This window comes from Agrobacterium sp. ICMP 6402 (genome assembly GCF_009498615.1).
In the GTDB taxonomy this organism is placed as follows: domain Bacteria; phylum Pseudomonadota; class Alphaproteobacteria; order Rhizobiales; family Rhizobiaceae; genus Agrobacterium; species Agrobacterium burrii.
Window position 1 is genome coordinate 577,412 of the sequence record NZ_QSNV01000001.1, and the last position, 24,567, is coordinate 601,978.

Consider the following 24,567-nt stretch of genomic DNA (forward strand, 5'->3'; position numbering starts at 1 on the left):
TCCTCAAATCTCGTCGAGAAACAGGTCGAGTACTTGTTGCAGCCGCTCATGGCGGGCCTTGGCCATCTGCCGCCCCGTCCCGGTGCGAAAGCCGTCCGCCAGTTTGAACAGCTTGGTTTCGAAATGGTCGATGGCAAAGGCGCGGTCGTCAAGCGGCCGGTCTTTCGCCAGCGGATCGGCCGGATCGTAAAGCGCCGAGCCCATGCGTCCGGCAATGTAAAAGCAGCGGGCTGCCCCCACCATGCCGATGGCATCCAGCCGGTCGGCATCCTGAAGGATTTTTGCCTCCAGCGTCTGCGGCTCGATATTGGCGGAAAAACTGTGGGTGGTGATGGCGTGTGTGGCGGCGTCGATATCTTTCTGCCGCCAGCCGAGCTCGGCCAGAATCCCGGCAGCCTTTTCCGCCGCAAGCCGTGAGGCCTGAGCGCGCAGCGGCGAGTTCTTTTCCACCGCCACGCAATCATGCAGCAGCACGCTCGCTGCGAGCACGGTGCCATCGCCGCCTTCGCCCGCATGGATGCGCATGGCATTGCGGAAGACGCGGTGAATATGGGCAAGATCATGCGAACCGTCGCCCGTATCGGCGGCGTGCGGTATCAGGTCCTGCGCAAGCGTCGCATAGGGCGCGAAAGCCTCGGCCGCGATCATGCCTGCGGCTTCCGGGTCAGGATTTTCTGGTAGAACAGGCCGATGCCGATCAGCACTGCGCCGAGCCCGATGAAGGACAGCGCCCTGAGCACGCCTTCAAGGTTGCTCATGTCGATCAGGAACGCCTTGGCAACCGAGATCAGCACGAAGGCGGCCGATGCCAGACGCAGGCTGCGAGCATTAAAGCGCGAGCCAAGCACCAGCAGCAGCACGCCGATCAGCAGCCAGACCACCGAATAGCTGTAGGTCTCGCCCTGCATAAAGCCCTTCCAGTCGGCGATGTTTTCGCCCTGCCAGAACCGGCGGACCGAAAGCGTTGCCCAGGCAAAACCGAGCGCGGCACCAGCCACCGCCAGCATACTGACATAGGGCGGCGGACGTTTGCCGCGCGCATAATAGGCAAGGCCGCCATAGGCGAGCGCCGGCAGGAGGTAACCGATCAGCAGCAGGTTGAGGACTGGAATGCGCCCGGTATTTTCGCCGGTGAAATAAGGGTTGAGCGTGAAGAAATGCATCGTCAGCACGTTGATGACGGCTATCACGCCGGCAATCATCGAGCCGTAACGGAAGATGGGGCTGGGGCTCTTGAGATCCAGCGTCATCAGCACGCCCGAGAAGCCGATGGTCAGCAGCGTGTAGATCGACTGTTCGCCAAGCGTCGGTACGCTGTTATCAAGCGTGCCGCCATTCATCGCGTGGCGGATGAGGATGGCGACGGCGAGAAGCCCCATGACGCTGGCAATCGCCTGCAGGAAGTTCTTGGCCCTCACGCCCGGCCAGTCGCGCAGCAGCCATGCCGAGGCGACGGCAAGCAGCGCCGGAATGCCATAACCCGGCAGAAGCGCGTTGAAGACCGGCGTGAGCCCAAGATTCTGCGGCCCGACAATCGTGGGCTCCCAGGCGATGCGGCCGAGAACGGCGACACTTGCCACCGCCATGACCCAGGGCAGCACATCCCAGTTGCGGTAACGGCTGGCCAGCACATAAACAAAGCCGATGACCGAAAGCAGAACGGTTGTCGCCAGCCCTTCCGTCAGCGTGTGCAGGCTGAGCGCGAAGGCGGCAAACGAGCCGAGCACGAGAATGTTGAGCGGCTTGCGATAGGCTTCGTTGTGCTGCCGGTGCAGCCATTCGGCCCCGGCAATCAGCACCAGGCCGAGACCGAGACCATAGGCGGCGTGCAGCCAGTCGCGGCCGAGATTGCCATATTCAACGAAGCTTGCGGTTGCCAGCCAGACCGGGAACAGCGCGGCAATACCTGCCCACAGCTGGGCGAAATCCGCATCGTCAGCGCCCTTGCGTTTCAGGAAGGAGAAGGCGCAGAGCACGAAGACCGCGCCAAGACCAAGCGCCATGGCGATTTCAGCCGTATAACCTGTTCCGACGGGCGGAAGCGTTACGCCGGTATCGTTGATAAGGCCGATGAAATCGATGCCCTGCCGCGACATCAGCGCGACCGCCGTCTGCGCCCCGAGCGCGGCGATGATGGCCGGCCACACCGCGTAGCGGCGGGCAGCACCTAGGGCCGCAAGTGCTGCGATGAGCGCCGAGACGATCAGCGCCGGGTGGGTGTCGATGCCGCCACTGGCGAACAGGAAGCCGATGGCCGGCAGGATGACGGCCATCGATACGGTGAGGTTGATGGCAAGCGACGGGCGCAACAAAAGCCGTAGCCCACGGATGGCGCCCCGCTCCGGGGCCGCGGTTTCGCCGGTTTCTGCCGGCGGTGTGTCGAGGTGTTTCCCGGGCCACAGGAAGATCGTTCCGGCCAGCATGACGAGCAATGCGAGCGTCGGTGGTTCGGCATTGATCGTCTCGGAAAAGCAGATATAGCCGAGCGCCCAGAGGCCAAGGCCGGTATTGGCAAGTGACGGAACCACGGTCCAGCCCTGCCTGCGTGCTGCCGCCGCCGTCGCCAGCCACGAGATCGTCAGGAAAACGAACAGCGCCCAGATATTTGGCGTTTCGCTGGAAATCAGCGCCGGCGTCAGCATCGAGCCGAGAAGACCAAGACCGGCCAGCGCCTGCCCATGCAGAAGCGACAGGCCAATAGTGGCAAAGGCGACAAGCCCGAGCAGGATGAAAGCTGTTCCTGAGCCGATATAGTCATAAATTCCATAGGCCGCATACACCACGCCGAACAGCGTCAAAGCGCCGGCCGCCGTCAGCACGCCCGGTATCATCGCGTTGGAATAGGCGGCGGCGATGCCCGGCACCGCCTTGCGGCGGATCGCTTCGCCGGCAAGCCCGAGAACGAGGCCGAAAATGGCGGCAAGCGAAAGCCTGACCGCCGGGCTGAGCAGCCCCGATTCGATCGAATATTTGACGAGGAAAATACCGCCAAGTGCCAGCGCCAACCCGCCGGCCCAGACAGCCCAGCGCGCGCCGAGCAGGCTTTCGAAGCTTTCTTTCGTGGCCGGCGCGGACGCGGTCTCGCTGGCGAGCGCAGGCGGCGCTTCTTCACGGGCTACGTCCCCAGCTTCCACTATCGCGGCAGCTTCCTCGGGCTTTGAGGCATATTCAGCTTGGGAAGCCGCTGCTTCGGGCAAATCTCCATTTGTCTCTTCCGCCTCGAAATCCGTCTTTTCCGAGGATTCCGCGCTTTCAGCCTGTGCCGTCACGGGAGACGTGACCCCGGCAGCCATCAGCCGCTTGAGGCTGAGGACCTCACGTTCCAGCGACTTGATTCGGCTTGAATTACGGATGCTCGCGACCAGCGTGTAGATAAAGGCCGCGATGAGGGCGAGGATGAGAAACGGGATTTCCAAACGGGCTCTCCAATTACGAAGCTGTTTTTAAAGCCCTTTTGGCGAATTTATGCAAGGCCCGGTTGATGTATGGCAGGGGGTAACATGGAGCGAGCGGGTGTCACTTGTTTCTTCTCCCCGCCGGGGAGAAGTCCGCGGCAGCGGGATGAGGGGGCAAGCTCTCGGTCTATCGTTGGCGTTGCCCCCTCATCCGACCCTTCGGGCCACCTTCTCCCCGGCGGGGAGAAGAAATGGGCGGCACCCGCTCGGCGCATGCCCATCTATCGAAAATCACGAAGCATCCACCAGCCAGCGCCGCGCCGCTTCTATGTCGGCAAGCCCCAGATCATGCCCGTCATCCAGCATTTCCACCCGTGCCTCCGCGCCGCTCGCCGCAAGCCGGTCTTGCAGCGCGGTTGCTCCGTCGCGATATTTGTCGCGTTCTCCGGCGACGAGCAGGAAATTCCGGCCGGAAAGATCGGTTTGCGGCCATGGTTCGAGAACTGGCATGGGGCGGTAGAGCAGGGCGTCTCCGGCAAGGTCGGGATAAAGTGCGGCAAAGGCCGCATAGAAATTTGCGCCATTCGAATGGCCGAGAAACCGCAGCTTCGAACGATCAAGACCGTAGGAACGGATCGCACCCTCGACAAAGGCGGCAAATGCCTCTGCTTCTGCTGCAATATCGTTCTGGTCGAAGCTGAAATCGGGGAAACGCCGGAACCAGCGGGCGATCTCTTCTTCCGTGCTGCGGCCGCGCACGCCTAAAAGTGTCGCGCCGCGCGCGGCCCTGTGCGCCAGCGGCATGAGGCTTGTTTCGCTGCCGCCCGAGCCGTGCAGCAGGATGATGGTGCTGCCATCCGGCTCCTCGGGCGTATAGAACCGATGCACGAAGGGCAGGTCGCGATAAATGATACGCTCCTCGCCCGGCATGGAGAATTGCGGCAGGGCGACGCGCACATCCGCCTCGTCCTTCATGAACAGCGGCGGAATGAACAATTGTTCGCCAAGTGCTTCCAGCGGTTCGTCGATCGTCATGCCGGGGCCGTCGGTTGCCATTTCGATCAGCACGCCGCCCGGTTCGCGGACATAGAGCGAATGGAAATACTTTCGGTCATGGGCATTGGTGGTGCTGGAATTGAGCGATTTCAACCCGGTGAGAACGGCGTTCAACTCATCCATATCCTCAGCGCGGAAGGCGATGTGATCGACCGTGCCGGTGCCCGGCGCGCTGGACCAGAAGCCGGTGGCATCGCGCACGTCGATGATGTCGCCGCTATCGGAGACGAGCCGGCGGATCGCGCCAGTCTGGCTTTCCTGACGGTAGCCGAAGTGCTTTTCCAGAAACGCCACGGTTTCTTCCGGTACTTCGCTCAGCATCGTCGCGCCATAGATGCGGCGAATCGCGTCGTGCGCAGAAATATCGTCTGTCACATGTGGCGTCGCATCGGCAAAGGCGTGGGTGCCGACCAGCTTGACGATCAGGCCATCAGGGTCTTTCAGCCGGATGACCGGCTCGCCGAATTCGTCGGATGGCCCCTCGGCGCGGATGCCGAATTTCAGTGCCCGCGTCAGCCAGAAGCCGATCGCGGCCGGATCGATCGCTACCGAGACTTCGAGTGTCTGGCCGTAACCGACGCGGCCCTGGCCGCCATCTTCCCAGACGAGAAATGTCAGAAGCGAGCCGGGCGAGGCGATGTCGTCGCCATAAAGCAGGTGAAGCTGCATGGCGTCTTCGAAGCCGGCGGTGCGCTTGACCAGCTTCAAGCCGAGGAAGCCAGCGTAGAAATCCACATTCGCCTGCACCTTCCGGGTGATCATGGTGATGTGGTGTATGCCCAGTGCAGAATTCATCTCGCCGTCCCGTCGTTTCGCCTGCTGTTCGTCGCCCTATTTGTCCTACGCTGCGCCTGATCCGCAACCCCGGCAAATGAGAACGCTGTGTTCTCTGCGTGAACGATATTGCATCCGCTTCGTTGCACGCACGCTGCGCAGAAACTGGGCTTTTTGCCTCTATATAAAACTCATTTGCATATAAAATAAGCATAGAAAATAACGGCTATTTTGTATGCAATTTTGTCTTGCCTTGAGGGTGGGAATTGGCTCTTATGCAACCAATCCAACAAAACCATCAGGGGGAATAGATGATCTTAACGCGCAGGTTGTTGTCCAAAGGGCTAGCCATTGCTGCCATCGGCGTTACAGCCGGAATGGTGCTGCCGGTAACGGGCGCTTATGCCGAAACGCCGGTCAAATTCACGCTCGACTGGAAATTCGAAGGCCCCGCCGCCGGCTTCCTGCTGGCGCTCGACAAGGGTTACTTCAAGGCGGAAGGCCTCGACGTCACGATCGACAGCGGCAATGGCTCGGTGGAAGCCATTCCACGCGTGGCGACGGGCGCCTACCAGATGGGATTCGGCGATATCAACTCGGTGATGAAGTTCCTCGACGAGGATCCGAACCAGAAGATCAAGGCCGTTTATATGGTCTATGAGCGCCCGACCTTTGCCGTCGTCGGCCGCAAGTCGCTCGGCGTCACGGGTGATCCGAAGTCGCTGGAAGGCAAGAAGCTCGGCGCGCCGCCGCCGGATGGCGCCTTTGCGCAATGGCCGGCCTTCAAGCAGGTCGCGGGTCTCGATGAGAGCAAGATCAAGATCGAATCGATCGGTTTTCCGGTGCGTGAACCGATGCTTGCCAAGGGCGATGTCGATGCCGTCTTCGGTTTTGCTTTTTCTGTCATCCTCAACTTGAAGAAGCAGGGCATTGCGGATGACGACATCTCGACCATCCTGATGGCCGAGCACGGCTTGAATCTTTATGGCAATGCGGTGCTGGTAAACACTGATTTCGCTGAGAAAAACCCTGATGCCGTAAAGGGGTTCCTGAAAGCGCTGGCCAAGGGATTCGCCGATTCCGTCAAGACCCCGGAAGAAGGCGTGGCGGCCGTGCTGAAGCGCAACGAGACGCTGGATAGCGCCATCGAGCTGGAGCGCCTCAACATGGCCAACAGCATGAACATCAAGACGCCTTATGTGGTGGAAAACGGCATGGGCGGCGTCGATCCGGCCCGGCTTGCCGCCTCCGTCGAGACGTTGAAGGTTTCCATGGGCCTGAAAGGCAATGTGAAGGCGGAGCAGGTGTTCGATGCGACCTACCTGCCGGCCAAGGAAGAACGCATGCTGCCCTGATGGGTAAAATGAGCGGGTGCGGCCTGCTTCTTCTCCCCGCCGGGGAGAAGTCCGCGGCCGCGGGATGAGGGGGCAAGCTCTCAGTCTCTCGCTGGCGTCGCCCCCTCATCCGACCCTTCGGGCCACCTTCTCCCCCTCGGGAAGAAGAAACAAGCGGCAATGCTGCAGGGTTCAATAGCCCGATCAGCAACTGAAAACGGAACTGCGATGTCACATCTCGTGGAAATAGACAATGTCGACATGCGTTACGGCGGGTCGGCCGGAACGCTGGCCGTATCCGGCCTCAATCTCACCGTCGACAAGGGGGAATTCGCGGCCGTTGTCGGCCCGTCGGGCTGCGGCAAGTCCACGCTGATGAAACTGGTGACGGGACTGCATATTCCGCAAAAGGGCAATGTCATCGTTGCCGGACGGCAGGTCACGGAGCCGGTCTCCATCGTCGGCATGGCGTTTCAGAACCCGACGATGCTGCCCTGGCGCACGACATTGGAGAACATCCTGCTGCCGCTGGAAATCGTCGAGAAACACCGCCGCCGTCTGCGCGCCCACAAGGCGGAATATGTCGCGAAAGCCGAGCGCCTTCTGGAGATCGTCGGTCTGAAGGGCTTTGGCTCAAAATATCCATGGCAGCTTTCCGGCGGCATGCAGCAGCGCGCAAATCTCTGCCGCGCGCTGATCCACGAGCCGGATCTGCTGATGCTCGATGAGCCATTTGGCGCACTAGATGCCTTCACCCGCGAAGAATTGTGGTGCGTCATCCGCGATCTGCATGCCGCGCAGCGGGTCACCATCATTCTGGTAACCCACGATCTGCGCGAAGCGACCTTCCTCGCCGACAAGATTTTCGTGATGAGCGCAAGGCCGGGCCGCGTCCTGGCGGAACATCGCGTGCCCTTCGCCCGCCCGCGTCAGCTCGATCTCATGTATGACAAGGGTTTCAACGACATGGTGCAGGCACTGCATGGTGAAATCGCGCAGGCGAGGGTGGCGGCATGAGCGCGATCATGGAAAGCACCGTCACGGCTGAGCCGCGCAAGCCGCTGATTGCCCGCATCAACTGGGTGAAGGCCGCCCCCTGGCTTTATACGCTGGCACTCTTCGTGCTGTGGGAACTGCTGGTTTATGCGCTGAAAATGCCGCCCACCATCCTGCCGTCACCGGTGAGAGTAGGTCAGGCCATCCTGCAATATTGGTCGCCGATCTGGAAGAATTCGCTGCAGACGCTTTATACGACGACGTTGGGCTTTGCCATCGCTGTTGTCGCCGGCCTTGCCATCGGCCTGTTCATCGGCTGGTCGAAAACCATCTATGCCGGGCTTTATCCGTTGATGATCGGCTTTAATGCCATCCCCAAAGTGGCGCTGGTGCCCATCCTCGTCATCTGGTTCGGCATCGGCACTGTCCCCGCGGTGTTGACCGCCTTCCTGATTTCCTTCTTCCCCATCGTCGTTAATGTCGCCACCGGCCTTGCCACCATCGAGCCGGAAACCGAGGACGTGCTGCGGGCGCTTGGCGCGAAGAAGATGGACATCATGCTGAAGGTCGGCATTCCGCGTTCCATGCCGTATTTCTTCGGCTCGCTGAAAATCGCCATCACGCTCGCCTTCGTCGGCTCGGTCGTCTCGGAGACGGTCGCCTCCAATTATGGCCTCGGCAACATGATGAGTTCGGCGCAGAGCCAGTTCAACGTGCCGCTGGTCTTTGCCGGCCTCCTGATGCTCGCGGTGGAAGGCATCGTCATGTACGCCATCATGGCCTGGCTGGAGAAACGCATGACCGGCTGGGCGCATCGTTCGACCATGGGTCAGTGAAGGGGACGATCGTTTCTTCTCCCCGTCGGGGAGAAGGTGGCCCGAAGGGTCGGATGAGGGGGCACCGTTGCCGAATATCTCGACCCTCGCCCCCTCAACCCGCTGCCGCGACCTTCTCCCCGGCGGGGAGAAGGCGAAAGAGGCACGCGCTCGGCGTTCCTCACGCTCCGGAAAGCCGTGAGCCTGCGATGGTTCAATGCGCCGCCATTTCCTTGACGATATCAGCGCCGTCCATCAGGAACGGATAATAGGTCGGCCAATTGGTGACTTCGTCCAGCAGGGCCTTGCGGTCATTCCCCCAATAGAGGTGGTAATGACCGGCCTTTACCGGGGCGATGGAGTGGTCGCTGAACTGGATGAACTGCGGAGCGGCCTCGTCGCCGGCGGTCTTCTTGAAGATATATCGCACGCCGCGATTGCCCTTCTTGTAGGTCAGGATTTCCTGACCGTCGCTGGCATATGTGCCTTCGACGGGTTTGCCTTCCCTGTAGAAAGCCACGCTGTCGCCCTTGATGACGATACGGTTCACATCCGTCTTGTAACCGATGTCGTAATAGGCGCGATATTCTGCGGCCGTCTTGTCGCCATGTGCGGCTTTTTCGGCCATGACGGAATCAAGCGAGCCGTTCAGCAGGTAAGGATAGACAGACTGCCAGTCGCCGTCCCAGTCGGAAAGCGTGCGCGGCTTCACCTGGGCATCCTCGAAATAACCGCTGTAAATCTTCTTTTCCGCCTCGGTCATCTGGTGGCCGTGATCGTGCCCATGGTCATGGCTGTGGGCGGCGGATTTGTCACCCCCGGCGGCCGTGGCAGCAGCTGCCACCAGCAGCATGGAACCAAGTGCCACCGCGCCGGTGACGAGGATGTGTTTCTTCTGCATTGTTTCGGCCCTCTTCAGTCCGTCAAGATAAATTAAGTTACGTAATAACATTACAATATGACCTATAGAGGTGTCTTTTGCATGACGCAAGGGTGCGGGCTGACGTGCCATAATGAAAAAGCGCGATGGCCATCAAAGGCCACCGCGCTTGAGACATGGAGGAGGGGAAAAGAGAGCTTTGAGGCTCAGGCGGGCTGCGCGCTCACTTCCGCCTTGCGTTCATCAAAGGCAAGCTTCATGGCCTTCGTCACATCGCGTGTCGTTGCAAAATAACTCTCGCTGCGCACCCAATAGCGCAATTTGACCGTGGCGCTGTCGGCGCTGACGGAATCGACGAAGGTGACGGGGGAAGGGTCCAGCAGCACCCGGCTTTCGGCGCGCACCACGCGCATCAGCATATCCTGCGCGGCAGCCAGATCCTCGTCATTCTTCACCGTCAGGCTAAGCTCGTGGCGGCGCGAGGGAAAGCGGCTGTAATTGGTGATCGGTACATTCCAAAGGGTGGAATTGGGCGCGAGGCGATAAAGTCCGTCGCTGGTTTTAAGCTCGGTGGCAAACAAACCGATTTCCACCACCGTGCCGCTGACCGTACTGGTCTCGATATATTCACCCACCCGGAAGGGGCGCAGCACCAGAAGCATGATGCCGGCGGCAATGTTCTGCAGCGTGCCCTGCAACGCAAGGCCGATGGCGAGACCGGCGGCACCCAGCGCCGCGAGAATGGAAGCCGTCTGCACGCCGAACTGGCCAAGCACCATGACCAGCACCAGAATAAGCACGACATAACGGATCGCGCCTGCGAAAAAACCGGCGAGCGTCGCATCGAAGCCGCGAATGCGCGACAGGCCCTGAAAAGCCCAGCGCTGCAGGAAGGTGGCGGCCAGCCAGCCGATGATCAACAGCAGAAGCGCGCCGACGATCGAAAAGGAATATTGCACCGCCAGCGCGCTCGCCTGCCGCACGGCGGCCTGCGATGCGACGATGATATCGGTTGCCTGTTGTTCCATGAATTATCCCGTGATTTTCATTGCAGTTCAGGGTTGGTAACGAACGGGTGCCGCAGGGGTTCCGCCAAAAATCGGGCGTCAGCCGCCAAGCGGCAGCACAAAAGGCACATTGCCGTCGGTATCGGCCCCCCTGCCGATCGCCTTGATTGCCTTGACCAGCCTGCCTTCCCGCGCCAGCAGCCGGTCGCCGATGGCGATGATGCGGGCATTGGGGGTGACATAGGGCGAGACGGCGCGCAGGCGAAGCGCAAGCGCCATTTCGTCCTGATCCGGATAAAGGCTGAGTGCGGCAATGACGGCGGCGGCCGGTGAGCGCGAAATCCCCATCCAGCAATGGATGAGCAGCGGCGCGGACTGATCCCATTCCCGGGCAAAATCGATGAGTTTCAGCACATGCGCATCATCAGGGGCGATAAGATTACCAGTACCCTTGAAGGCGATGTCGTTCATGGCAAGCGTCAGATGCCGGTCAGCGGCAATGACCGCCGGGCGGTGGAAGCTCTGCTCCTTGGCAATCAGCGTCACCATTTCGCGGGCCTTGTGCTTCACGGCCATTTCCGCGATCCGCGACAGCGGCGATACCACGATGGTCGTCATGTGGCGCTCCCGGTCCTGGTTGCGCGCAGCGCCTCGATTGCTTCGAAACGTTCGATGAACAGTTTCTGCGCTTCCGTCGAGGGCATGGGCGTGATGGTGAACATGTCGCGGGTGATGCCGCGCGGCAGGCCGAAGAATTTCTGCGCCTCGGCGGTGGAAAAGCCGGCAAGCTCCGTCGCCTCGAAAAAGGCGGCAACCGTATCGGCCTTCTTGATGCGGTCCTTCAATTCGCGGGATGCATGCGGCGGCAGGCCGAAGCGCAGATGCACGGCGGCCTCCAGCCGTTTTTCCACGGTCTTGTAACCGCCGCCAACCACGGATTTGAACGGCGAAATCATGTCGCCGATGACATATTCCGGTGCATCATGCAGAAGCGCCATCTGCATGTCGCCGGGCGTTGCATCCGCACACATGCGGCAGAAAATCGTCTCGACGATAAGGCTGTGCTGGGCGACGGAAAAGGCATGATCGCCGCGCGTCTGGCCGTTCCAGCGGGCAACGCGGGCAAGCCCGTGGGCGATATCGGCGATTTCCACGTCGAGCGGCGAAGGGTCAAGCAGATCGAGGCGCCGCCCGGAGAGCATGCGCTGCCAGGCGCGCGGGCTTTTTGCGGGAGCCACGCCTAGTCCTCCGCCCGTGCTGCGGGATCGGCGGCCGGGAAGGCAAGGCCGCTCCAGGCCGGCAGGGCCATGGTTACGGTGACATTTTCCGCAAGAAGCGGGGTGCCGGAGGCAAGCGCATCGGCAATGCGATCAATCCGCACAATGGCAAGCGCGGTGCTGCCGCACACGGTCCCAAGCGTGCCCACCGGTTTTCCATTGGCGGTAATCTCTGTCCCTGTGGCGGGAAGCGGACCTTCCGCCGAAACAGTAACGACGCGACGCCTTGCCGTGCCGCGATGTTTCATGCGGGAGACGACTTCCTGGCCGACGAAGCAGCCCTTCTTGAAGGAAACGCCGTCATTCACATCCATCAGCACATCATGGGGAAATGCATCCTGCAGCGCGTAATCCCGGCCGGATTCGGCAATGCCGTGTTCGACGCGCAGCGCGTCATAGGCAGCAGCGTCGCCGGTGGCCGACGCGCCCGGCACGCGGAACACATCGACGCCCGCCTTGACAAAACGACCATCCCGAACGCCCGCTTCCGGCGCATTCTCATCCCAGAAAATACTAACGCCTTCGGTCGCTTCAGCCTTCAGATCGATGAGTGCGCGCAGCTTGTACATGGTCAGGCGGCGCAGCAGCGCATCCTGCTCGGCGGCACCCGTCTCGATCAGGTAATCCGCTCCATCGCGGGCAATCAGGAAATCGAACAGGATCTTGCCCTGCGGCGTCAGCAGTGCCGAAGCGCGAGCTTCGCCCTCAGCCAAATTTTCAACATCGGCGGTGATGAGATTGTTCAGAAATTCCTCGGCGCCTGTGCCGGAAACTCTGATCAGGCGGCGGTCGGCAAGAAAGGCGGAAGGCATGGGGTCACCGTTCGGTTCATCGAGACTGCGCGATCTCCGGCAAAATGCAGATGCACTTCGCCGGACGGCTCATTCCGCACAGTTAGGATTTTTACCGGAGAACGGCAAGCACCGTGAGGCGATCAATCGCCGGCGGTGAAGAACTTCCACTTGCCATCAGGCGAAATGCCGATGCGGTAGAAGCTGTAATTGCCCAATTCCTGCATATCTGCCAGATCGCCTGCCGTGATGATGCGCAGGAGCTCCACCTTTTCCGGCGGCGTCAGCGTATTCAGCGGCTTCCCGGCGAAATAGGGGAAGACGTAGGCTTCATCCGGCGTGCCGGCATCCACATGGGCATAACCCGTCGACAGAAGGTCGATGATAATCGCCAGTACTTCCAGCCCGTCGGGATCGCCGGAATAGCTTTTCAGCGCCGCGATCGGGTCTTCGCCGTCACCACTGTCTATGCGGAATGCATTCTGACCAGCGGCGATGAAGGGCCGCAATTTTTCGATATCACCCGAAGCGGCTGCATCGATGATCTGCTGGCGCAGCTTGCGCACGGCTTCCGGGGCCTTGGAAATGTCGTGCTCGATCACGACGGACATTTCCGGCGTATTGCCCGGCGCGGCAGACTGTTGGTTCCCCTTGCCGACGGAACGGTCAACCAACGGGTCGGGCAGGGGAATGCCGTCCGAATCACCTTCGATCTCATCCGGCTCAGCCACCTGTGGCTGCTGCGGCTGATCGCCGTTCTGGGCCTGCGGCTCGCTTTCGGTGTTTTGCGCCGGTTTCAGCTCGGAAAGCGCAAAGGCCCGGCTCGGCAAGCCAATCGACCCGGCGGTCAAGGCAAGCAGGATAGACAGCATGGCGGAAGAGCGCAAAAGCCCCTTGCTCAGGCAAGACATGACAGACCCCTGCTTTACTGTATCACCCGCTGCGGAGAAAATTCGCCTTCAAGCATCCGCTGGCGCAGCGATTCCAGCATTGCTTCCGCACCGGCTTCGCCATGCATGCGGATGGTTTCGCGCATGGCCAGAGCAATGGCGGCATCGGCGATGATCTCAGGCTCGATGCCGTCGGCCATGCCGTCAGCCCATGCCTCGTTCTGGTGTTCCAGAGCGACCTGCATCTTTTCATGCACGATCATGTCGTCGATTTCGTTACGGCTCGTCTGCATTTTTCATCCTCGACAGGGCGGGCAAGTCCTTACCACCCTGTTAACAACACTATCAGTCTTTTATCAAAACGGCACGGCCTGCGGCGAAAAGAGGTTAACAATCCGCTAATTTCCGAACCGCGACGCGATTTCCTGAGCGAGTGTTGCCCCTTCGTTACGGTAGCTCTCTTCTGCCATGACGGCGGCGCGTGTGCAACTGGTGTGGATGGCTGCAAAGGAGCGGTATCCACGGTTGAATGCAGCTGTCATGCGCTGACGTCGCTCAGGTTCGCTGGCCGTGTCCGCAGCCAGAAGATCGCTCATCGATCTGCGCCAGTCTTCCGGGCCGGAAGAGGGGCACAGGGTTCTTAAATATTGCACCGCGCCCAGTATTTCAGAAAGCCGTGCCAGCTTGTCGTCATAGGGAGCGGGTTTGGGCGGCGTCGCTTCCGGGGGGCGTGCCTCCTTGGAAACCGCCTTCGAAGGCTGTGCATAAGCGACGTCCGCTTGCCCGACCGTGGCCAGCATGGTCAGCAAAAGAGACAGGAAAATGATTGGCCGCATCAAAATTCTATTCAGCCCCACACATACTCGTGAACACCCGGCGGGCGGACATGCCCTAAATAATCGCGATTCTGGCTGACTGGCAATCATGCAAACAGGCGCTCGGCGCATTCGACGACGCTTTCCGGCGCCGGCAGCCGGCGGATTTCCGCCAATGTGTACCAGCCCGCATCCGCCGCATCGTCCGCCGCCGTTACTGCCGGGTCGGTATCCGTTTCCACCGTGAAGACCGACAGGAAATAATGGCTGGTCAATGCGCCTTCCGCATCACGCGACGGCAGATCGTAGGTCGCGAAGAGTTGCGGTTTGCGCGCGATGATGCCGGTTTCCTCGTGAAGTTCGCGAAGTGCGGTCTCGGCCGGCGTTTCCCCTTCTTCGCCGCGCCCGCCCGGAAAAGCGAACATGTCCTTTGACGGCGGATTGGCCCGACGCACGAGAAGCAGCCGGTCGCCATTCCTGACGATGGCGGAGGAGGCGGGGCGGGGCTTGATGCGAATGCTCATGAAAGGGTTTCTCGTTTGGGCCGTCTCCGGCCTGTCTGCATATTATGGTGTGAGAGCGCCGACGCGCCCTTTCGGAGATGGCCCGAAGGCTCTAACCTGTTGTGTAACAACAAGCCCCATTGTGCACGCAGAAGACGGTGGAATGAAGGTCTATCTTATTTACATATTGGCGGCACTTGCGGAAATCGCTGGTTGCTTCTCCTTCTGGGCCTGGCTGAAGCTCGGCAAGCCGGTCTGGATATTATTGCCGGGCATGCTGTCGCTTGCCGCTTTTGCCTGGCTGCTGGCACTGGTGCCGACCGAGACGGCGGGCAGGGCCTATGCCGCCTATGGAGGGATTTACATCACCGCATCGCTTCTCTGGCTCTGGGGCGTTGAAGGGCAGTTGCCGGATAAATGGGATGTCGCCGGCGGAGCCGTCTGCCTTGCCGGCACGGCCATCATCCTGTTTGGCCCACGCGCCTGAGGAGAAGAAAATGTGCGGACGTTTTGTCCTGAAGGCGACGCCGGAAGAAATCGCCGATTATCTCGACCTGATCGGCCTTGAGGATTTTCCCGCCCGTTTCAACATCGCACCGACGCAGCCGGTTCTGGTGGTGCTGGAAGGCGAGCGGCAGGAGCGCGGCAGCAACCTGCCCAACCGCCGGGCCGTGCTGGTCCGCTGGGGTTTTTTACCGGGCTGGGTGAAGGACCCCAAGGATTTTCCCCTGCTCATCAATGCGCGTTCGGAAACCGCCATCGGTAAGGCATCCTTCCGTGCCGCCATGCGCCACCGCCGCGTGCTAATTCCCGCCACCGGCTTTTACGAGTGGCGGCGTCCGCCGAAGGAGGAGGGCGGCAAACCGCAGCCCTATTTCATCCGCCCGAAAAGCGGCGGCATCGTTGCCTTTGCCGGCCTCATGGAAACATGGTCTTCCGCTGACGGATCGGAGGTCGATACCGGCGCAATCCTCACCACGGCCGCCAATGCCGCAATCGGCCGCATCCACGACCGCATGCCTGTTGTCATCGCGCCCGAGGATTTCAGCCGCTGGCTCGATTGCAAGACGCAGGAGCCGCGCGAGGTGGCCGATCTGATGCGGCCGGCTCAGGACGATTTCTTCGAGATGATCCCGGTATCGGACAAGGTCAACAAGGTCGCCAATGTCGGTGCCGATCTCATCGAGCCGGTGCCGGAAAGCACGCCGCTGGCAAAGATCAAGCCGGCGAAGGATGAGGGGCAGATGTCGCTGTTTTGATGTGTTTGCGAGGCGTCCGAGGCCAGTTATTTGCGGTTGGACGTTGCCGCGAGTTTCTTCTCCCCGCCCGGGAGAAGGTGGCCCGAAGGGTCGGATGAGGGGGCGACGTTGCCGAATTTCGGAGAGCTTTCCCCCTCATCCCGCTGCCGCGGACTTCTCTCCGGCGGGGAGAAGAAATATGCGGCACCCGCTCGGCCCATGACCCTGTCTACGGGAAAATCTCAGCCGTTTTGACCCATCTTCTGCAGGCCTTCCTGGATCATCACGTCTGAATACACCCGGTTGCGTCCATTGGCCTTGGCGAGATAGAGCAACTGGTCGGCGGCATTCAGCTGGTTGTCGAAAGGTTCGCCCTTTTCGATTTCCACAACGCCGAGTGAAATCGTCAGCGCCAGGCTGCTGCCGCTCAACTGGCGGCCATTGCTTTCGACAGCGCCGCGCAGTTCCTCGCAGAACTGATAGGCGGCACGGGCATCGAGCCCCCGCAGGAACACCGCGAATTCCTCGCCGCCGAGGCGGGCGGGAATATGGCGTTGCTCATGGCACATGTCGTGCAGCAGTTCCGCAAGCTTCTTCAGCGCCCGGTCGCCGGCGTCATGTCCCAGCGTATCGTTGATCTTCTTGAAATGGTCGATGTCGAGAATGGCGACTGCGCCGTTTTCGTCATTGTCGTTGATGATGTCCATCAACGCCCGGGTGCGCTCGAAGAAGGAGCGGCGGTTCGGCAGACCTGTCAAATGGTCGCGTTCGGCCAGTTCGCGCAGGCGCTTCAGCTGTTTCAGCGTTTCGATATTATTGTCGATACGGCACTGCAACTCTTCCGGCACGAAGGGGCGGTAGACGAAATCCGAGGCCCCCGCCTTCAGGAAGCTTGCCGAAAGCAGCCGGTCCGTGGAGGACGAGATGCCGATCACCCGGAGATCCTCCGAGGAGCGGCTGTCGCAGATACGGCGCGTCAGCTCATAACCGTCCATGTCAGGCATATGGTAATCGGTGATGACAAGCTGGATCGATGGGTCCTGCGACAGGATTTCCAGCGCCCGGTTGCCCGAATGGGCCTCGCTAACCCTAAAATTCTGCCGCTCCAGAATTTCCACGAGGCCGGAACGGGCTGTGCGCGCATCATCGACCACCAGAACGGAAAAGCGCTTATTGTTCAAAATCCGGTCGACTGTCTTGACCACCGCATCGACGGTACGGTGACCGTCCTTGACGATATAATCGATGATTTTCTTTTCGGCATAACGCTTGCGCGCCTCTTCATCCACCGTTGCGGTGAAGACGATCGCCGGCACCCTGTGCTCGGAAAGAAGAGCTAAAATCTCTCCCTTCGGCGCGTCAGGCAGATTAAGCCCCGTCAGCGCCAGCGTAAAATCATGGGCGCGCAACAGCGTATCGGCGGCAGCCATGCTGTCACAATGAATGACATCGGCTTCGGTTTCTTCCGATAGCCGCGACTTCAGCAGCATGGAAAGAGCAATGGAATCTTCAATCAGAAGGATTTTATCCTGCATGGCCGTCCCAAGCCCCCCTGGCCTGTCTCCGCAATCTTTCCTGAACACCGGATCGTCACCCGCATGTCTGCGGATTTGAAAGTCGGCTTATGCATTGTTTTGGAAAAAAAACTGCGAAAAATAGAAAATTCTTTGATATTCACTAGTCTATACGTTTGCGCTCGTACAGACGTTTCGTAGAGGCCGCGCTTTTACTTCACTTTCGTTGCAGCTTCGTTACAAAAATTTCCTGAATTTATGAATGCCGGTCGTTCGTGCTGTACACGGAATAAAAAACGGCGCCGGTGAAGGCGCCGCGCGATTGCTGAAATTCTGCCGGGGAATGTTGATTCTTAACCCGATGCACCAGATGATCCGAAAACCGCTGGCCAAAAAACTGAATGTTTTCAGGCGGGTTTGACGGCTGGCTTGCGCTTCAGCATCAGGGCTGCGGCCGCGACGGCCTTCAGTCCAAGCGGGCGATAGTGGCTTTTGAGGTCCGGCTTCGCCTGCGGCTGTGCCTTCGTCTCGTTCGTCATTTCTTTTCTCCATAATTCACGCCATTCGCCGGTGCGAAGCGTGTGAAGCCCCTTTCTCGGGGGTAATCTTGACGGATTCGAGGCGAAAAAAATGAAGCCGGCTTTTGGGGATGCGACATTTTGCGTCACATCCTCACGCAAGGTCATGCGAGAAAAATAACACCTGTGGTTTCAAATACCGCGATCGAGACCGTTGCCGCCATTGGCATCGTCATGCGCGTCTTCCTCGATGGTCAGCGTGCCGTAGCGGCGGTGCCACAGGCGGGCGCTGATGGGAATGAAGACGAGATAGGCGGCGACTGTCAGAACCAGCACTTCCCAGGTGAAGCTCATCAGCATCGCCACGTAAAGCACCACGACAAGGATCATCGGCAGCACCAGATCGCGGCGAATGCCGCTGGTGCCCGATTTGCCCGACCAGACCGGCAGGCGGCTGATGAGAAAATAACCGATCAGCACGGTGTAGGCTGCCGCCACATAAGCGAAGGGCTTGCCCGGCTCCACGCCAAGGAAGCCGAGATAGACCGGCAGAAGCACCAGCATGGCGCCCATCGGGGCCGGCACGCCCACGAAGAATTCGTTCTGCCAGGGTGCTTTCACCGGCCGTTCGATCATGACGTTGAAGCGCGCCAGGCGCAGGCCGGCGGCGATGACGTAGATGAGGCCGGCGATCCAGCCGATCGAACGGACCTGATCGAGCAGATAGATATAGACGACGAGGGCAGGGGCGACACCGAAATTGACGATGTCGGCCAGACTGTCCATCTGTTCGCCAAATTTGGAGGTCGCCTTCATCATCCGGGCGATGCGCCCGTCGATGCCGTCGAGGAAGGCGGCGAGCAGCACCATGCCGACGGCCAGCTCAAAGCGGCCTTCGATGGCAAGACGCACGCCGCTGAGGCCCGCGCAGATCGCCAGAACGGTGATGAGATTGGGAACCACGAGGCGAAAGGGAATTTCCCTCAGACGTGGGCCACGGCCGCTATCGCTGCGGCCTTCCTGTTTTCCGTTCTGCTCGGCGATCGGCGTTTCCATGGCGCATGCCCTTCCTGTTCGTCTCAGCCGCGTCGGCTAAGCACCGGACCCTTGGCGGAACCGAATTCGGCAAGCACGGTCTCACCGGCGATCGCCGTCTGGCCGACGGAAACGCGCGGCTGGAAACCTTCCGGCAGGAAGATATCGAGACGCGAACCGAAACGGATAAGACCGAAACGCTCACCGGCATCAACGGGTTCATTGGGCTTGACCCAGCAGACGATGCGCCGCGCAACCATGCCGGCGATCTGCACCACGCCGACCTTGCCATGCGCGGTCTCGATGACGAGGCCGTTACGCTCATTGTCTTCGGAAGCCTTGTCCACTTCCGCATTGAGGAACAGGCCGGGGCGGTAAGCGACATTGACGATGCGGCCACGCACCGGCGCACGGTTCACATGGCAGTTGAACACGTTCATGAACACCGAGATGCGCACCATCGGCTCTTTGCCGAGTTCCAGCTCCAGCGGCGGAACGACGGTCTGGACGGCGGAAACCTTGCCATCGGCGGGGCTGATGATCAGATCGTCATCCTGTGGTGTGACGCGCTCGGGGTCGCGGAAGAAATAGGCACACCAGGCCGTCAGCACGAGACCGACCCAGAATAGCGGTTCGGAAATCCAGCCGAGCACCAGCGATGCGACGAAGAAGGCGGCGACGAAGACGTAACCTTCCTTGTGGATCGGTACGATGGTGTTGCGAATGGTGTCGAACAGACTCATGAGATTCCTTGCTCCGGTTTCCGTTGTCGCGTCTATATGTGGTCGTGATACGACACGATCCACACGGCAATGCGACAAATTTTGCCTAGCTGGTTACAGCCAAACGACCCGCCCGGCAATGGCCCGGTGGGTCTGCGACCCCGGTTGTCAGGGGGTTATACCCGTCAATGCGCCGGTTCGCCGCGGTCCACGACGCCGAGATCGTCGGTTTCGCGAACATGGCGCAGCATCTCTTCCGCCCGGATCGCTTCGCGCTGACGGCTCCACATCGAGGCGTAGAGACCATTCTGCGCCATCAGCGAGGCGTGCGTGCCGCGCTCGGCGATCAGCCCTTCCTTCAAAACGATGATTTCGTCGGCGTGGATGACAGTGGACAGGCGGTGGGCGATGACCAGTGTGGTGCGGTTTTCCGAGACAATATCGAGCGCGCTCTGGATTTCCTGTTCGGTATGCGTATCGAGCGCCGAGGTCGCCTCGTCGAGAATGAGGATCGGCGGGGCTTTGAGAATGGTTCTGGCAATCGCCACGCGCTGCTTCTCGCCGCCCGAGAGCTTCAGACCCCGTTCGCCGACCATGGTCGCGTAACCATCCGGCAGCTTGCCGATGAAGGCGCTGATCTGCGCTGCATCCGCCGCCGCCGTCACCTCCTCGGTCGTTGCCGAAGGGCGACCGTAACGGATGTTATAGGCCAGCGTATCGTTGAACAGCACCGTATCCTGCGGCACCATGCCGATGACGGAGCGCAGGCTTTGCTGTGTGACGTCGCGAATATCCTGTCCGTCGATGGTGACGGAACCTTCCTGAATGTCATAAAAACGATAGAGCAGCCGCGAGATCGTCGATTTTCCCGCCCCCGAAGGCCCGACGATTGCCACCGTCTTGCCGGCCGGCACGTCGAAGGAGACGCCCTTCAGGATCGGCCTTTCGGGATCATAGGCAAAATGTACATCGCGGAACGAGATCGCGCCCGGTCCGGCGCCAAGCGGTTTCGCGTCCACCTTGTCGGTAACCTCGGCCTCGACCTCGAGAAGCTCGAACATCTGCTCTATGTCGGTCAGTCCCTGACGGATTTCACGATAGACGAAACCGATGAAATTGAGCGGCACCGAAAGCTGCAGCAGCAGCGCATTGATGAACACGAAATCGCCGATGGTCTGTTCGCCGCGCTGCACGGCCAGCGCCGACATCACCATCATGACCGTGGAACCGATGCCGAAGATCACGCCCTGACCGAAGTTCAGCCAGCCAAGCGAGGTCCAGATCGAGATCGCCGATTTTTCATAACGCTCCATCGCAACGTCGAAGCGTTTCGCCTCCATCTCTTCGTTGCCGAAATATTTGACGGTTTCGAAGTTCAGGAGCGAATCGATTGCCTTGGTATTGGCGTCGGTATCGCTGTCGTTCATCGCCCGGCGGATGCCGATACGCCAGTTGCTGGCGCGTACCGTGAACCAGATATAGGCCCAGACAGTGATAACCGTGACCAGCACATAGGAAAAACCGTAGGAGGCCCAGAAAATAACTGCCGTCAGCAGGAATTCGATGAAGGTCGGCGCAGTGTTGAGAATGGTGAAACGGACAATGGTTTCGATGCCCTTGGTGCCACGCTCGATAACCCGCGAAAGCCCGCCGGTCTTGCGTTCCAGATGGAAACGCAGGGAAAGCCGGTGCATATGGACAAAGGTCCGGTAGGCAAGCTGGCGCACCGCATGTTGGCCGACGCTGGCAAACAGCGAATCGCGCAGCTGGTTGAGCCCGACCTGTATCAGCCGCGTCAGATTATAGGCGATGACCAGAGCGACCGCGCCGAGCAGAAAGGCCGGAACCAGCCCTGCCATGTCCAGTTTGCCGTTCAGCGCATCCGTCGCCCATTTGAAAAAATAGGGAACGAGGATCAGCACCAGCTTGGCGACAACAAGGAACACGGTGGCCCAGATCACCCGCATCTTCAGGTCCCACCGGCCTTCCGGCCACATATAGGGCCAGAGATTGATCAGGGTCTGGGTGGGATTGCTGGAATCCGCGGAAATGGTTTTTTTCTGCGTGGGCATGGTTCACTCCGGTCTCTGCCGGAAGCCGACAGCAGGGCGGCGGCCTTGAGAAGCCGCCGCGCGTGTCATAGATGGGGTCGTCACGGGTTCACCGCAACGTCTTAAAGTGCTCAGGAACCGCCCTTCAGCCGCTTGCGGTGCAGTTCCTCGGCATTCGGCAGGGCTTTTTCCGGTACACCGAAAATCTGACCGGGCTCGATGAGGTCAGGATTTTTGATCTGGTCCTCATTGGCGAGGTAGATCGTCGTGTAACGCACACCCTGTCCATAAACGCGCCGGGAAATCTGCCACAGCGTATCGCCGCGACGGATAATGACGCTGTTCTGGCTTTCGGCAAGCGGGGCCTGCTCGAAGGTCTGCGGACCGGCGGGCGCTTGCGGCGCGGGTGCGGCTGGCGCGGTAATGTGGAGTTCCGCAAGCTGGCTTGCCAGCGATGCGATGCCCTTGCCGATTGCCGCGACGTCATTCGGCCAAGCCTGTACCAATGCCAGCAGATCGCGTGCCTTGGCGGTGATGCCACCTGCAAAGGCGGTGAAGGCCGGCTCTGTGGCCGCCGCGGTACGGAACTCGGAGAGCGACTTGAGGCCGATCGTCACGGCGGAACGGCCGGCAATCGCCTGATCGAGCGCCGGCGTCGCCTGATCCTTGTAGAGATTGGAAAGAATGCCGAAAGCCTTGGAAACGTCGTCACGCAGCTTTTCAAAGGCGGCGCGGTCGCTTGTCGTGCTCTGGTTTTCAGCCGGCGCGGCTGTGGCGGCGGCGGGCGAAGCGGTGGGCGCCTGCATGGCGACGGTTGCCTGATCGGTCTGTGGCCGCTCGAAGGGAACACGCACGCGCAGCTTCACGCTGCCATCGGCATTCAGCTCCTCGACGGTGATGATATGGCTGCCAACGGCAAGATCGATATCACCCTCGACGACGAAATGACCGGAGGTTTCCGTAACGCTCTTGCCGATCTCCCGGTCATCGACCAGCGCACGCACCGTCGAACCGGCGGGCGCGGAACCCGCGACGAAAATCTTCGATCCTTCAAATTCCACGGCGGTGACCTGAACGGTCGAGGCCGCTGCCTGAGCCGGAGCGGAACCGGTCGCAGGCGGAGCCGTCACTCCGGCAACGGCTGCCGGCGTAGTGGCGGCATTGCCGGTTTGGGCTGTTGCTGCTGCGGGCTGTCCCGATTGTGCGGTCTGCAGCGCCGGGGGGGCGGCCTCCGGCATCGCCAGCACGCGGCTTGCCTCGCCGGGCTTGGAAACCATCGCCAGAAGTTCGCCGGCCTTGCCATTGGGCACGGACACGGTCGCGACTTCTTCGGATTGTGTTGTCTTGCCGCTGGTGTCAGTGGAGCGCAGCACCAGCTCATGGTCACCCGGCGGCAGGGGATTGTCGAAAACCGCGGCGAAATCGCCGGTGCCGTCGATGGTTGTCTGGGCGATCACCTTGCCATTGCTGAGAATTTCGAGCTTGGAGCCGGGCTGCGCCTTGCCGGCGACCACGGCCGAACCATCCGGCTCGACGCGCAAAACGTCAAAGGTCGGCACGCCGGGCGTTGCCGGGGCAGCACCGGCCGGCGCTGGGACGGCAGGCGCGGCGGCGGGCTGTGCCGGCTGCGCTGCACCATCGTCGGTGCCGGCGAAAACGCCTGCCAGACGGCGGATCTGGGCTGCGGCCGCTGCCGCATTGTCGGGCAGGCCGCGCAGGAAGGCAGTGGTGCGCTCGGCCGCCGTGCGCGCGGTGGTGATCAGCCGCGACGTCGTTTCGTCCAGCGATTCCGGAATTTCGATATTGGTCAGTTCCTTGAGAGAGGCTTCGACCTTTTTGCGCGCCGCTGCGAAATCGGCGTCGGAGGGAACCTTGCTATCGGTGAAAAGCGTGGTGAGATCCTTGATCGACTGGGTTGCAGACGCCGCCAGACGCCCCACCTTGTCGGCGATATTGGCGGTTTCCTCGGCAGCGTCGGACAGGATGTCGCCCGCCTTGTCGCCGCCCATTTCAACGCTGTTCTTCACCGCATTGCCGGCCTCGTTGATGGCGTCGCCAATTGGTTTGCCGTCGTTGGAAATTCTCGGCAGGACGAAAAAGATCATGAGCAGGGACGCAATGCCCAGCACGATCAGCGCCAGCAAACCGGCTTTATTGTTTTTCATCCTGGGTGCTCCGGGTATTTCAAGCTTTTCACACGAGTTGAGATTGCTAGCGTCTTACCTGACGCCAGACAAGCGGCCTGTGGCCAAAAGGCCATATTTACAAGGGATTTCCCAAATTTTCTTGACGTGCCGCATCGCGCATAGTTCCTTCCTCTCATGACGGACAAAAATACAGCGATTCGATCCATCTGCGTTTATTGCGGCTCCCAGCCCGGACGTGACCCGGCTCACATGGAAGCAGGCCGTGCGCTTGGGAAATCCATTGCCGAAAACGGCATTCGCCTGGTTTATGGCGGCGGCACCAAGGGCATCATGGGCGCGGTTGCCAGCGGCGTTCTGTCCAACGGCGGCGAAGTAACCGGCATCATACCGGAATTTCTGGTCGATATGGAGGCAACGCGCCATTCTCTCGGACAATTGAACGAACTTGTCGTTACGAAAGACATGCATGAGCGCAAACATATGATGTTTGAGCGCTCGGATGCCTTCGTGACCCTGCCGGGCGGTGTCGGCACGCTGGAAGAGATTGTCGAGATCATGACCTGGGCGCAGCTTGGCCGTCACGCCAAGCCGATGGTCTTTGCCAATATCAACGGCTTCTGGAACCCGATGCTGGAACTGGTGCAGCACATGCGCGACCAGGGTTTCATCCACCGCGCCCACCTTTTGAACCCACTTGTCGTCGACGAGGTGAAGGACATCGTGCCCGCCATCATCGACCGGGCGCTGGCGCAGCAGAACCCGGAAGGCGACCCTTCGGTCATTTCCCGCCTCTGAACCATGTCGCCCGG

Annotated in this window: 24 protein-coding genes; 6 read left to right on the top strand and 18 right to left on the bottom strand. The window is 60.5% G+C overall.

The features are described 5' to 3' along the window. Nucleotides 1-3 precede the first annotated feature (3 nt). From DXT96_RS02940 to DXT96_RS02950, 3 genes are all read right to left on the bottom strand, one after another. On the bottom strand, nucleotides 4-648 hold the full coding sequence (locus DXT96_RS02940; RefSeq protein ID WP_153513469.1) for an HD domain-containing protein: 645 nt from the start codon (nucleotides 646-648) through the stop codon (nucleotides 4-6). Beyond that, on the bottom strand, nucleotides 645-3,416 hold the full coding sequence (locus DXT96_RS02945; RefSeq protein ID WP_194287534.1) for a DUF2339 domain-containing protein: 2,772 nt from the start codon (nucleotides 3,414-3,416) through the stop codon (nucleotides 645-647). The genes DXT96_RS02940 and DXT96_RS02945 overlap by 4 nt, the downstream gene beginning before the upstream one ends. A gap of 270 nt (nucleotides 3,417-3,686) precedes the next feature. Then, a complete protein-coding gene (locus DXT96_RS02950; RefSeq protein ID WP_153513470.1) occupies nucleotides 3,687-5,246 on the bottom strand; it encodes a VOC family protein in 1,560 nt (519 codons plus the stop codon). A gap of 290 nt (nucleotides 5,247-5,536) precedes the next feature. On the opposite strand from DXT96_RS02950, the gene DXT96_RS02955 reads away from it, so the two are divergent. The 3 genes from DXT96_RS02955 to DXT96_RS02965 all read left to right on the top strand — a co-directional run bounded on the left by DXT96_RS02955 (nucleotide 5,537) and on the right by DXT96_RS02965 (nucleotide 8,391). Beyond that, on the top strand, nucleotides 5,537-6,580 hold the full coding sequence (locus DXT96_RS02955; protein WP_153513471.1) for an ABC transporter substrate-binding protein: 1,044 nt from the start codon (nucleotides 5,537-5,539) through the stop codon (nucleotides 6,578-6,580). A 207-nt stretch (nucleotides 6,581-6,787) separates the two neighbouring features. Next, nucleotides 6,788-7,576, top strand: coding sequence for an ABC transporter ATP-binding protein (locus DXT96_RS02960; RefSeq protein WP_194287535.1), 789 nt, complete (start codon nucleotides 6,788-6,790; stop codon nucleotides 7,574-7,576). Further along, nucleotides 7,573-8,391 carry an ABC transporter permease gene (locus DXT96_RS02965; protein WP_149897983.1) on the top strand — a complete coding sequence of 273 codons (819 nt, stop codon included), beginning with the start codon at nucleotides 7,573-7,575 and terminating at the stop codon, nucleotides 8,389-8,391. The genes DXT96_RS02960 and DXT96_RS02965 overlap by 4 nt, the downstream gene beginning before the upstream one ends. Nucleotides 8,392-8,584: 193 nt before the next feature. Here DXT96_RS02965 and DXT96_RS02970 read toward each other — a convergent pair whose 3' ends face one another. The 9 genes from DXT96_RS02970 to DXT96_RS03010 all read right to left on the bottom strand — a co-directional run bounded on the left by DXT96_RS02970 (nucleotide 8,585) and on the right by DXT96_RS03010 (nucleotide 14,554). Beyond that, a complete protein-coding gene (locus tag DXT96_RS02970; RefSeq protein WP_153513472.1) occupies nucleotides 8,585-9,271 on the bottom strand; it encodes a metal-binding protein ZinT in 687 nt (228 codons plus the stop codon). A 185-nt stretch (nucleotides 9,272-9,456) separates the two neighbouring features. Further along, nucleotides 9,457-10,278, bottom strand: a complete 822-nt coding sequence (locus DXT96_RS02975) for a mechanosensitive ion channel family protein (protein WP_153513473.1) — start codon at nucleotides 10,276-10,278, stop codon at nucleotides 9,457-9,459. 78 nt (nucleotides 10,279-10,356) lie between these two features. After that, nucleotides 10,357-10,875, bottom strand: coding sequence for a tyrosine phosphatase family protein (locus tag DXT96_RS02980; RefSeq protein ID WP_153513474.1), 519 nt, complete (start codon nucleotides 10,873-10,875; stop codon nucleotides 10,357-10,359). Continuing rightward, nucleotides 10,872-11,495 (bottom strand): HD family hydrolase, encoded by a 624-nt coding sequence (locus DXT96_RS02985; RefSeq protein WP_174372803.1) that lies wholly within the window; start codon nucleotides 11,493-11,495, stop codon nucleotides 10,872-10,874. The genes DXT96_RS02980 and DXT96_RS02985 overlap by 4 nt, the downstream gene beginning before the upstream one ends. 2 nt (nucleotides 11,496-11,497) lie before the next feature. Then, nucleotides 11,498-12,346, bottom strand: coding sequence for a folate-binding protein YgfZ (locus tag DXT96_RS02990; protein WP_153513475.1), 849 nt, complete (start codon nucleotides 12,344-12,346; stop codon nucleotides 11,498-11,500). A 122-nt stretch (nucleotides 12,347-12,468) separates the two neighbouring features. After that, nucleotides 12,469-13,236: a hypothetical protein gene (locus DXT96_RS02995; RefSeq protein ID WP_153513476.1), complete on the bottom strand. Its 768-nt coding sequence runs from the start codon at nucleotides 13,234-13,236 to the stop codon at nucleotides 12,469-12,471. Nucleotides 13,237-13,250: 14 nt separating this feature from the next. Further along, nucleotides 13,251-13,508 carry a hypothetical protein gene (locus DXT96_RS03000; RefSeq protein WP_003496894.1) on the bottom strand — a complete coding sequence of 86 codons (258 nt, stop codon included), beginning with the start codon at nucleotides 13,506-13,508 and terminating at the stop codon, nucleotides 13,251-13,253. A gap of 105 nt (nucleotides 13,509-13,613) precedes the next feature. Then, nucleotides 13,614-14,054: a TIGR02301 family protein gene (locus DXT96_RS03005; protein ID WP_149897977.1), complete on the bottom strand. Its 441-nt coding sequence runs from the start codon at nucleotides 14,052-14,054 to the stop codon at nucleotides 13,614-13,616. 83 nt (nucleotides 14,055-14,137) lie between these two features. Further along, nucleotides 14,138-14,554 carry an NUDIX hydrolase gene (locus tag DXT96_RS03010; RefSeq protein WP_153513477.1) on the bottom strand — a complete coding sequence of 139 codons (417 nt, stop codon included), beginning with the start codon at nucleotides 14,552-14,554 and terminating at the stop codon, nucleotides 14,138-14,140. Nucleotides 14,555-14,696: 142 nt separating this feature from the next. Between DXT96_RS03010 and DXT96_RS03015 the strand changes: the two genes are divergently transcribed. Both DXT96_RS03015 and DXT96_RS03020 read left to right on the top strand, forming a co-directional pair. Then, on the top strand, nucleotides 14,697-15,020 hold the full coding sequence (locus tag DXT96_RS03015) for a YnfA family protein (protein WP_149897975.1): 324 nt from the start codon (nucleotides 14,697-14,699) through the stop codon (nucleotides 15,018-15,020). Between the two features lie 10 nt (nucleotides 15,021-15,030). Next, entirely contained in the window at nucleotides 15,031-15,792 is a 762-nt protein-coding gene (locus DXT96_RS03020) for an SOS response-associated peptidase (RefSeq protein ID WP_153513478.1), read from the top strand. A 221-nt stretch (nucleotides 15,793-16,013) separates the two neighbouring features. Here the strand turns inward: DXT96_RS03020 and DXT96_RS03025 are convergent, their stop codons facing one another. The 6 genes from DXT96_RS03025 to DXT96_RS03045 all read right to left on the bottom strand — a co-directional run bounded on the left by DXT96_RS03025 (nucleotide 16,014) and on the right by DXT96_RS03045 (nucleotide 23,776). Then, nucleotides 16,014-17,306: a PleD family two-component system response regulator gene (locus DXT96_RS03025; RefSeq protein ID WP_153513479.1), complete on the bottom strand. Its 1,293-nt coding sequence runs from the start codon at nucleotides 17,304-17,306 to the stop codon at nucleotides 16,014-16,016. Between the two features lie 386 nt (nucleotides 17,307-17,692). Further along, a complete protein-coding gene (locus tag DXT96_RS27305) occupies nucleotides 17,693-17,824 on the bottom strand; it encodes a hypothetical protein (protein WP_256367995.1) in 132 nt (43 codons plus the stop codon). Nucleotides 17,825-17,995: 171 nt separating this feature from the next. Continuing rightward, nucleotides 17,996-18,859: a CDP-diacylglycerol--serine O-phosphatidyltransferase gene (gene pssA / locus DXT96_RS03030; protein WP_149897972.1), complete on the bottom strand. Its 864-nt coding sequence runs from the start codon at nucleotides 18,857-18,859 to the stop codon at nucleotides 17,996-17,998. 23 nt (nucleotides 18,860-18,882) lie between these two features. Continuing rightward, nucleotides 18,883-19,617, bottom strand: a complete 735-nt coding sequence (locus DXT96_RS03035; RefSeq protein ID WP_149898154.1) for a phosphatidylserine decarboxylase — start codon at nucleotides 19,615-19,617, stop codon at nucleotides 18,883-18,885. A gap of 128 nt (nucleotides 19,618-19,745) precedes the next feature. After that, nucleotides 19,746-21,632, bottom strand: a complete 1,887-nt coding sequence (locus tag DXT96_RS03040) for an ABC transporter ATP-binding protein/permease (RefSeq protein ID WP_153513481.1) — start codon at nucleotides 21,630-21,632, stop codon at nucleotides 19,746-19,748. A 110-nt stretch (nucleotides 21,633-21,742) separates the two neighbouring features. Further along, entirely contained in the window at nucleotides 21,743-23,776 is a 2,034-nt protein-coding gene (locus tag DXT96_RS03045; protein ID WP_153513482.1) for a LysM peptidoglycan-binding domain-containing protein, read from the bottom strand. A 156-nt stretch (nucleotides 23,777-23,932) separates the two neighbouring features. On the opposite strand from DXT96_RS03045, the gene DXT96_RS03050 reads away from it, so the two are divergent. Next, the gene (locus tag DXT96_RS03050) at nucleotides 23,933-24,553 is read left to right on the top strand and encodes a TIGR00730 family Rossman fold protein (RefSeq protein WP_080842185.1); all 621 of its coding nucleotides are present in this window, start codon (nucleotides 23,933-23,935) and stop codon (nucleotides 24,551-24,553) included. Nucleotides 24,554-24,567: the final 14 nt, after the last annotated feature.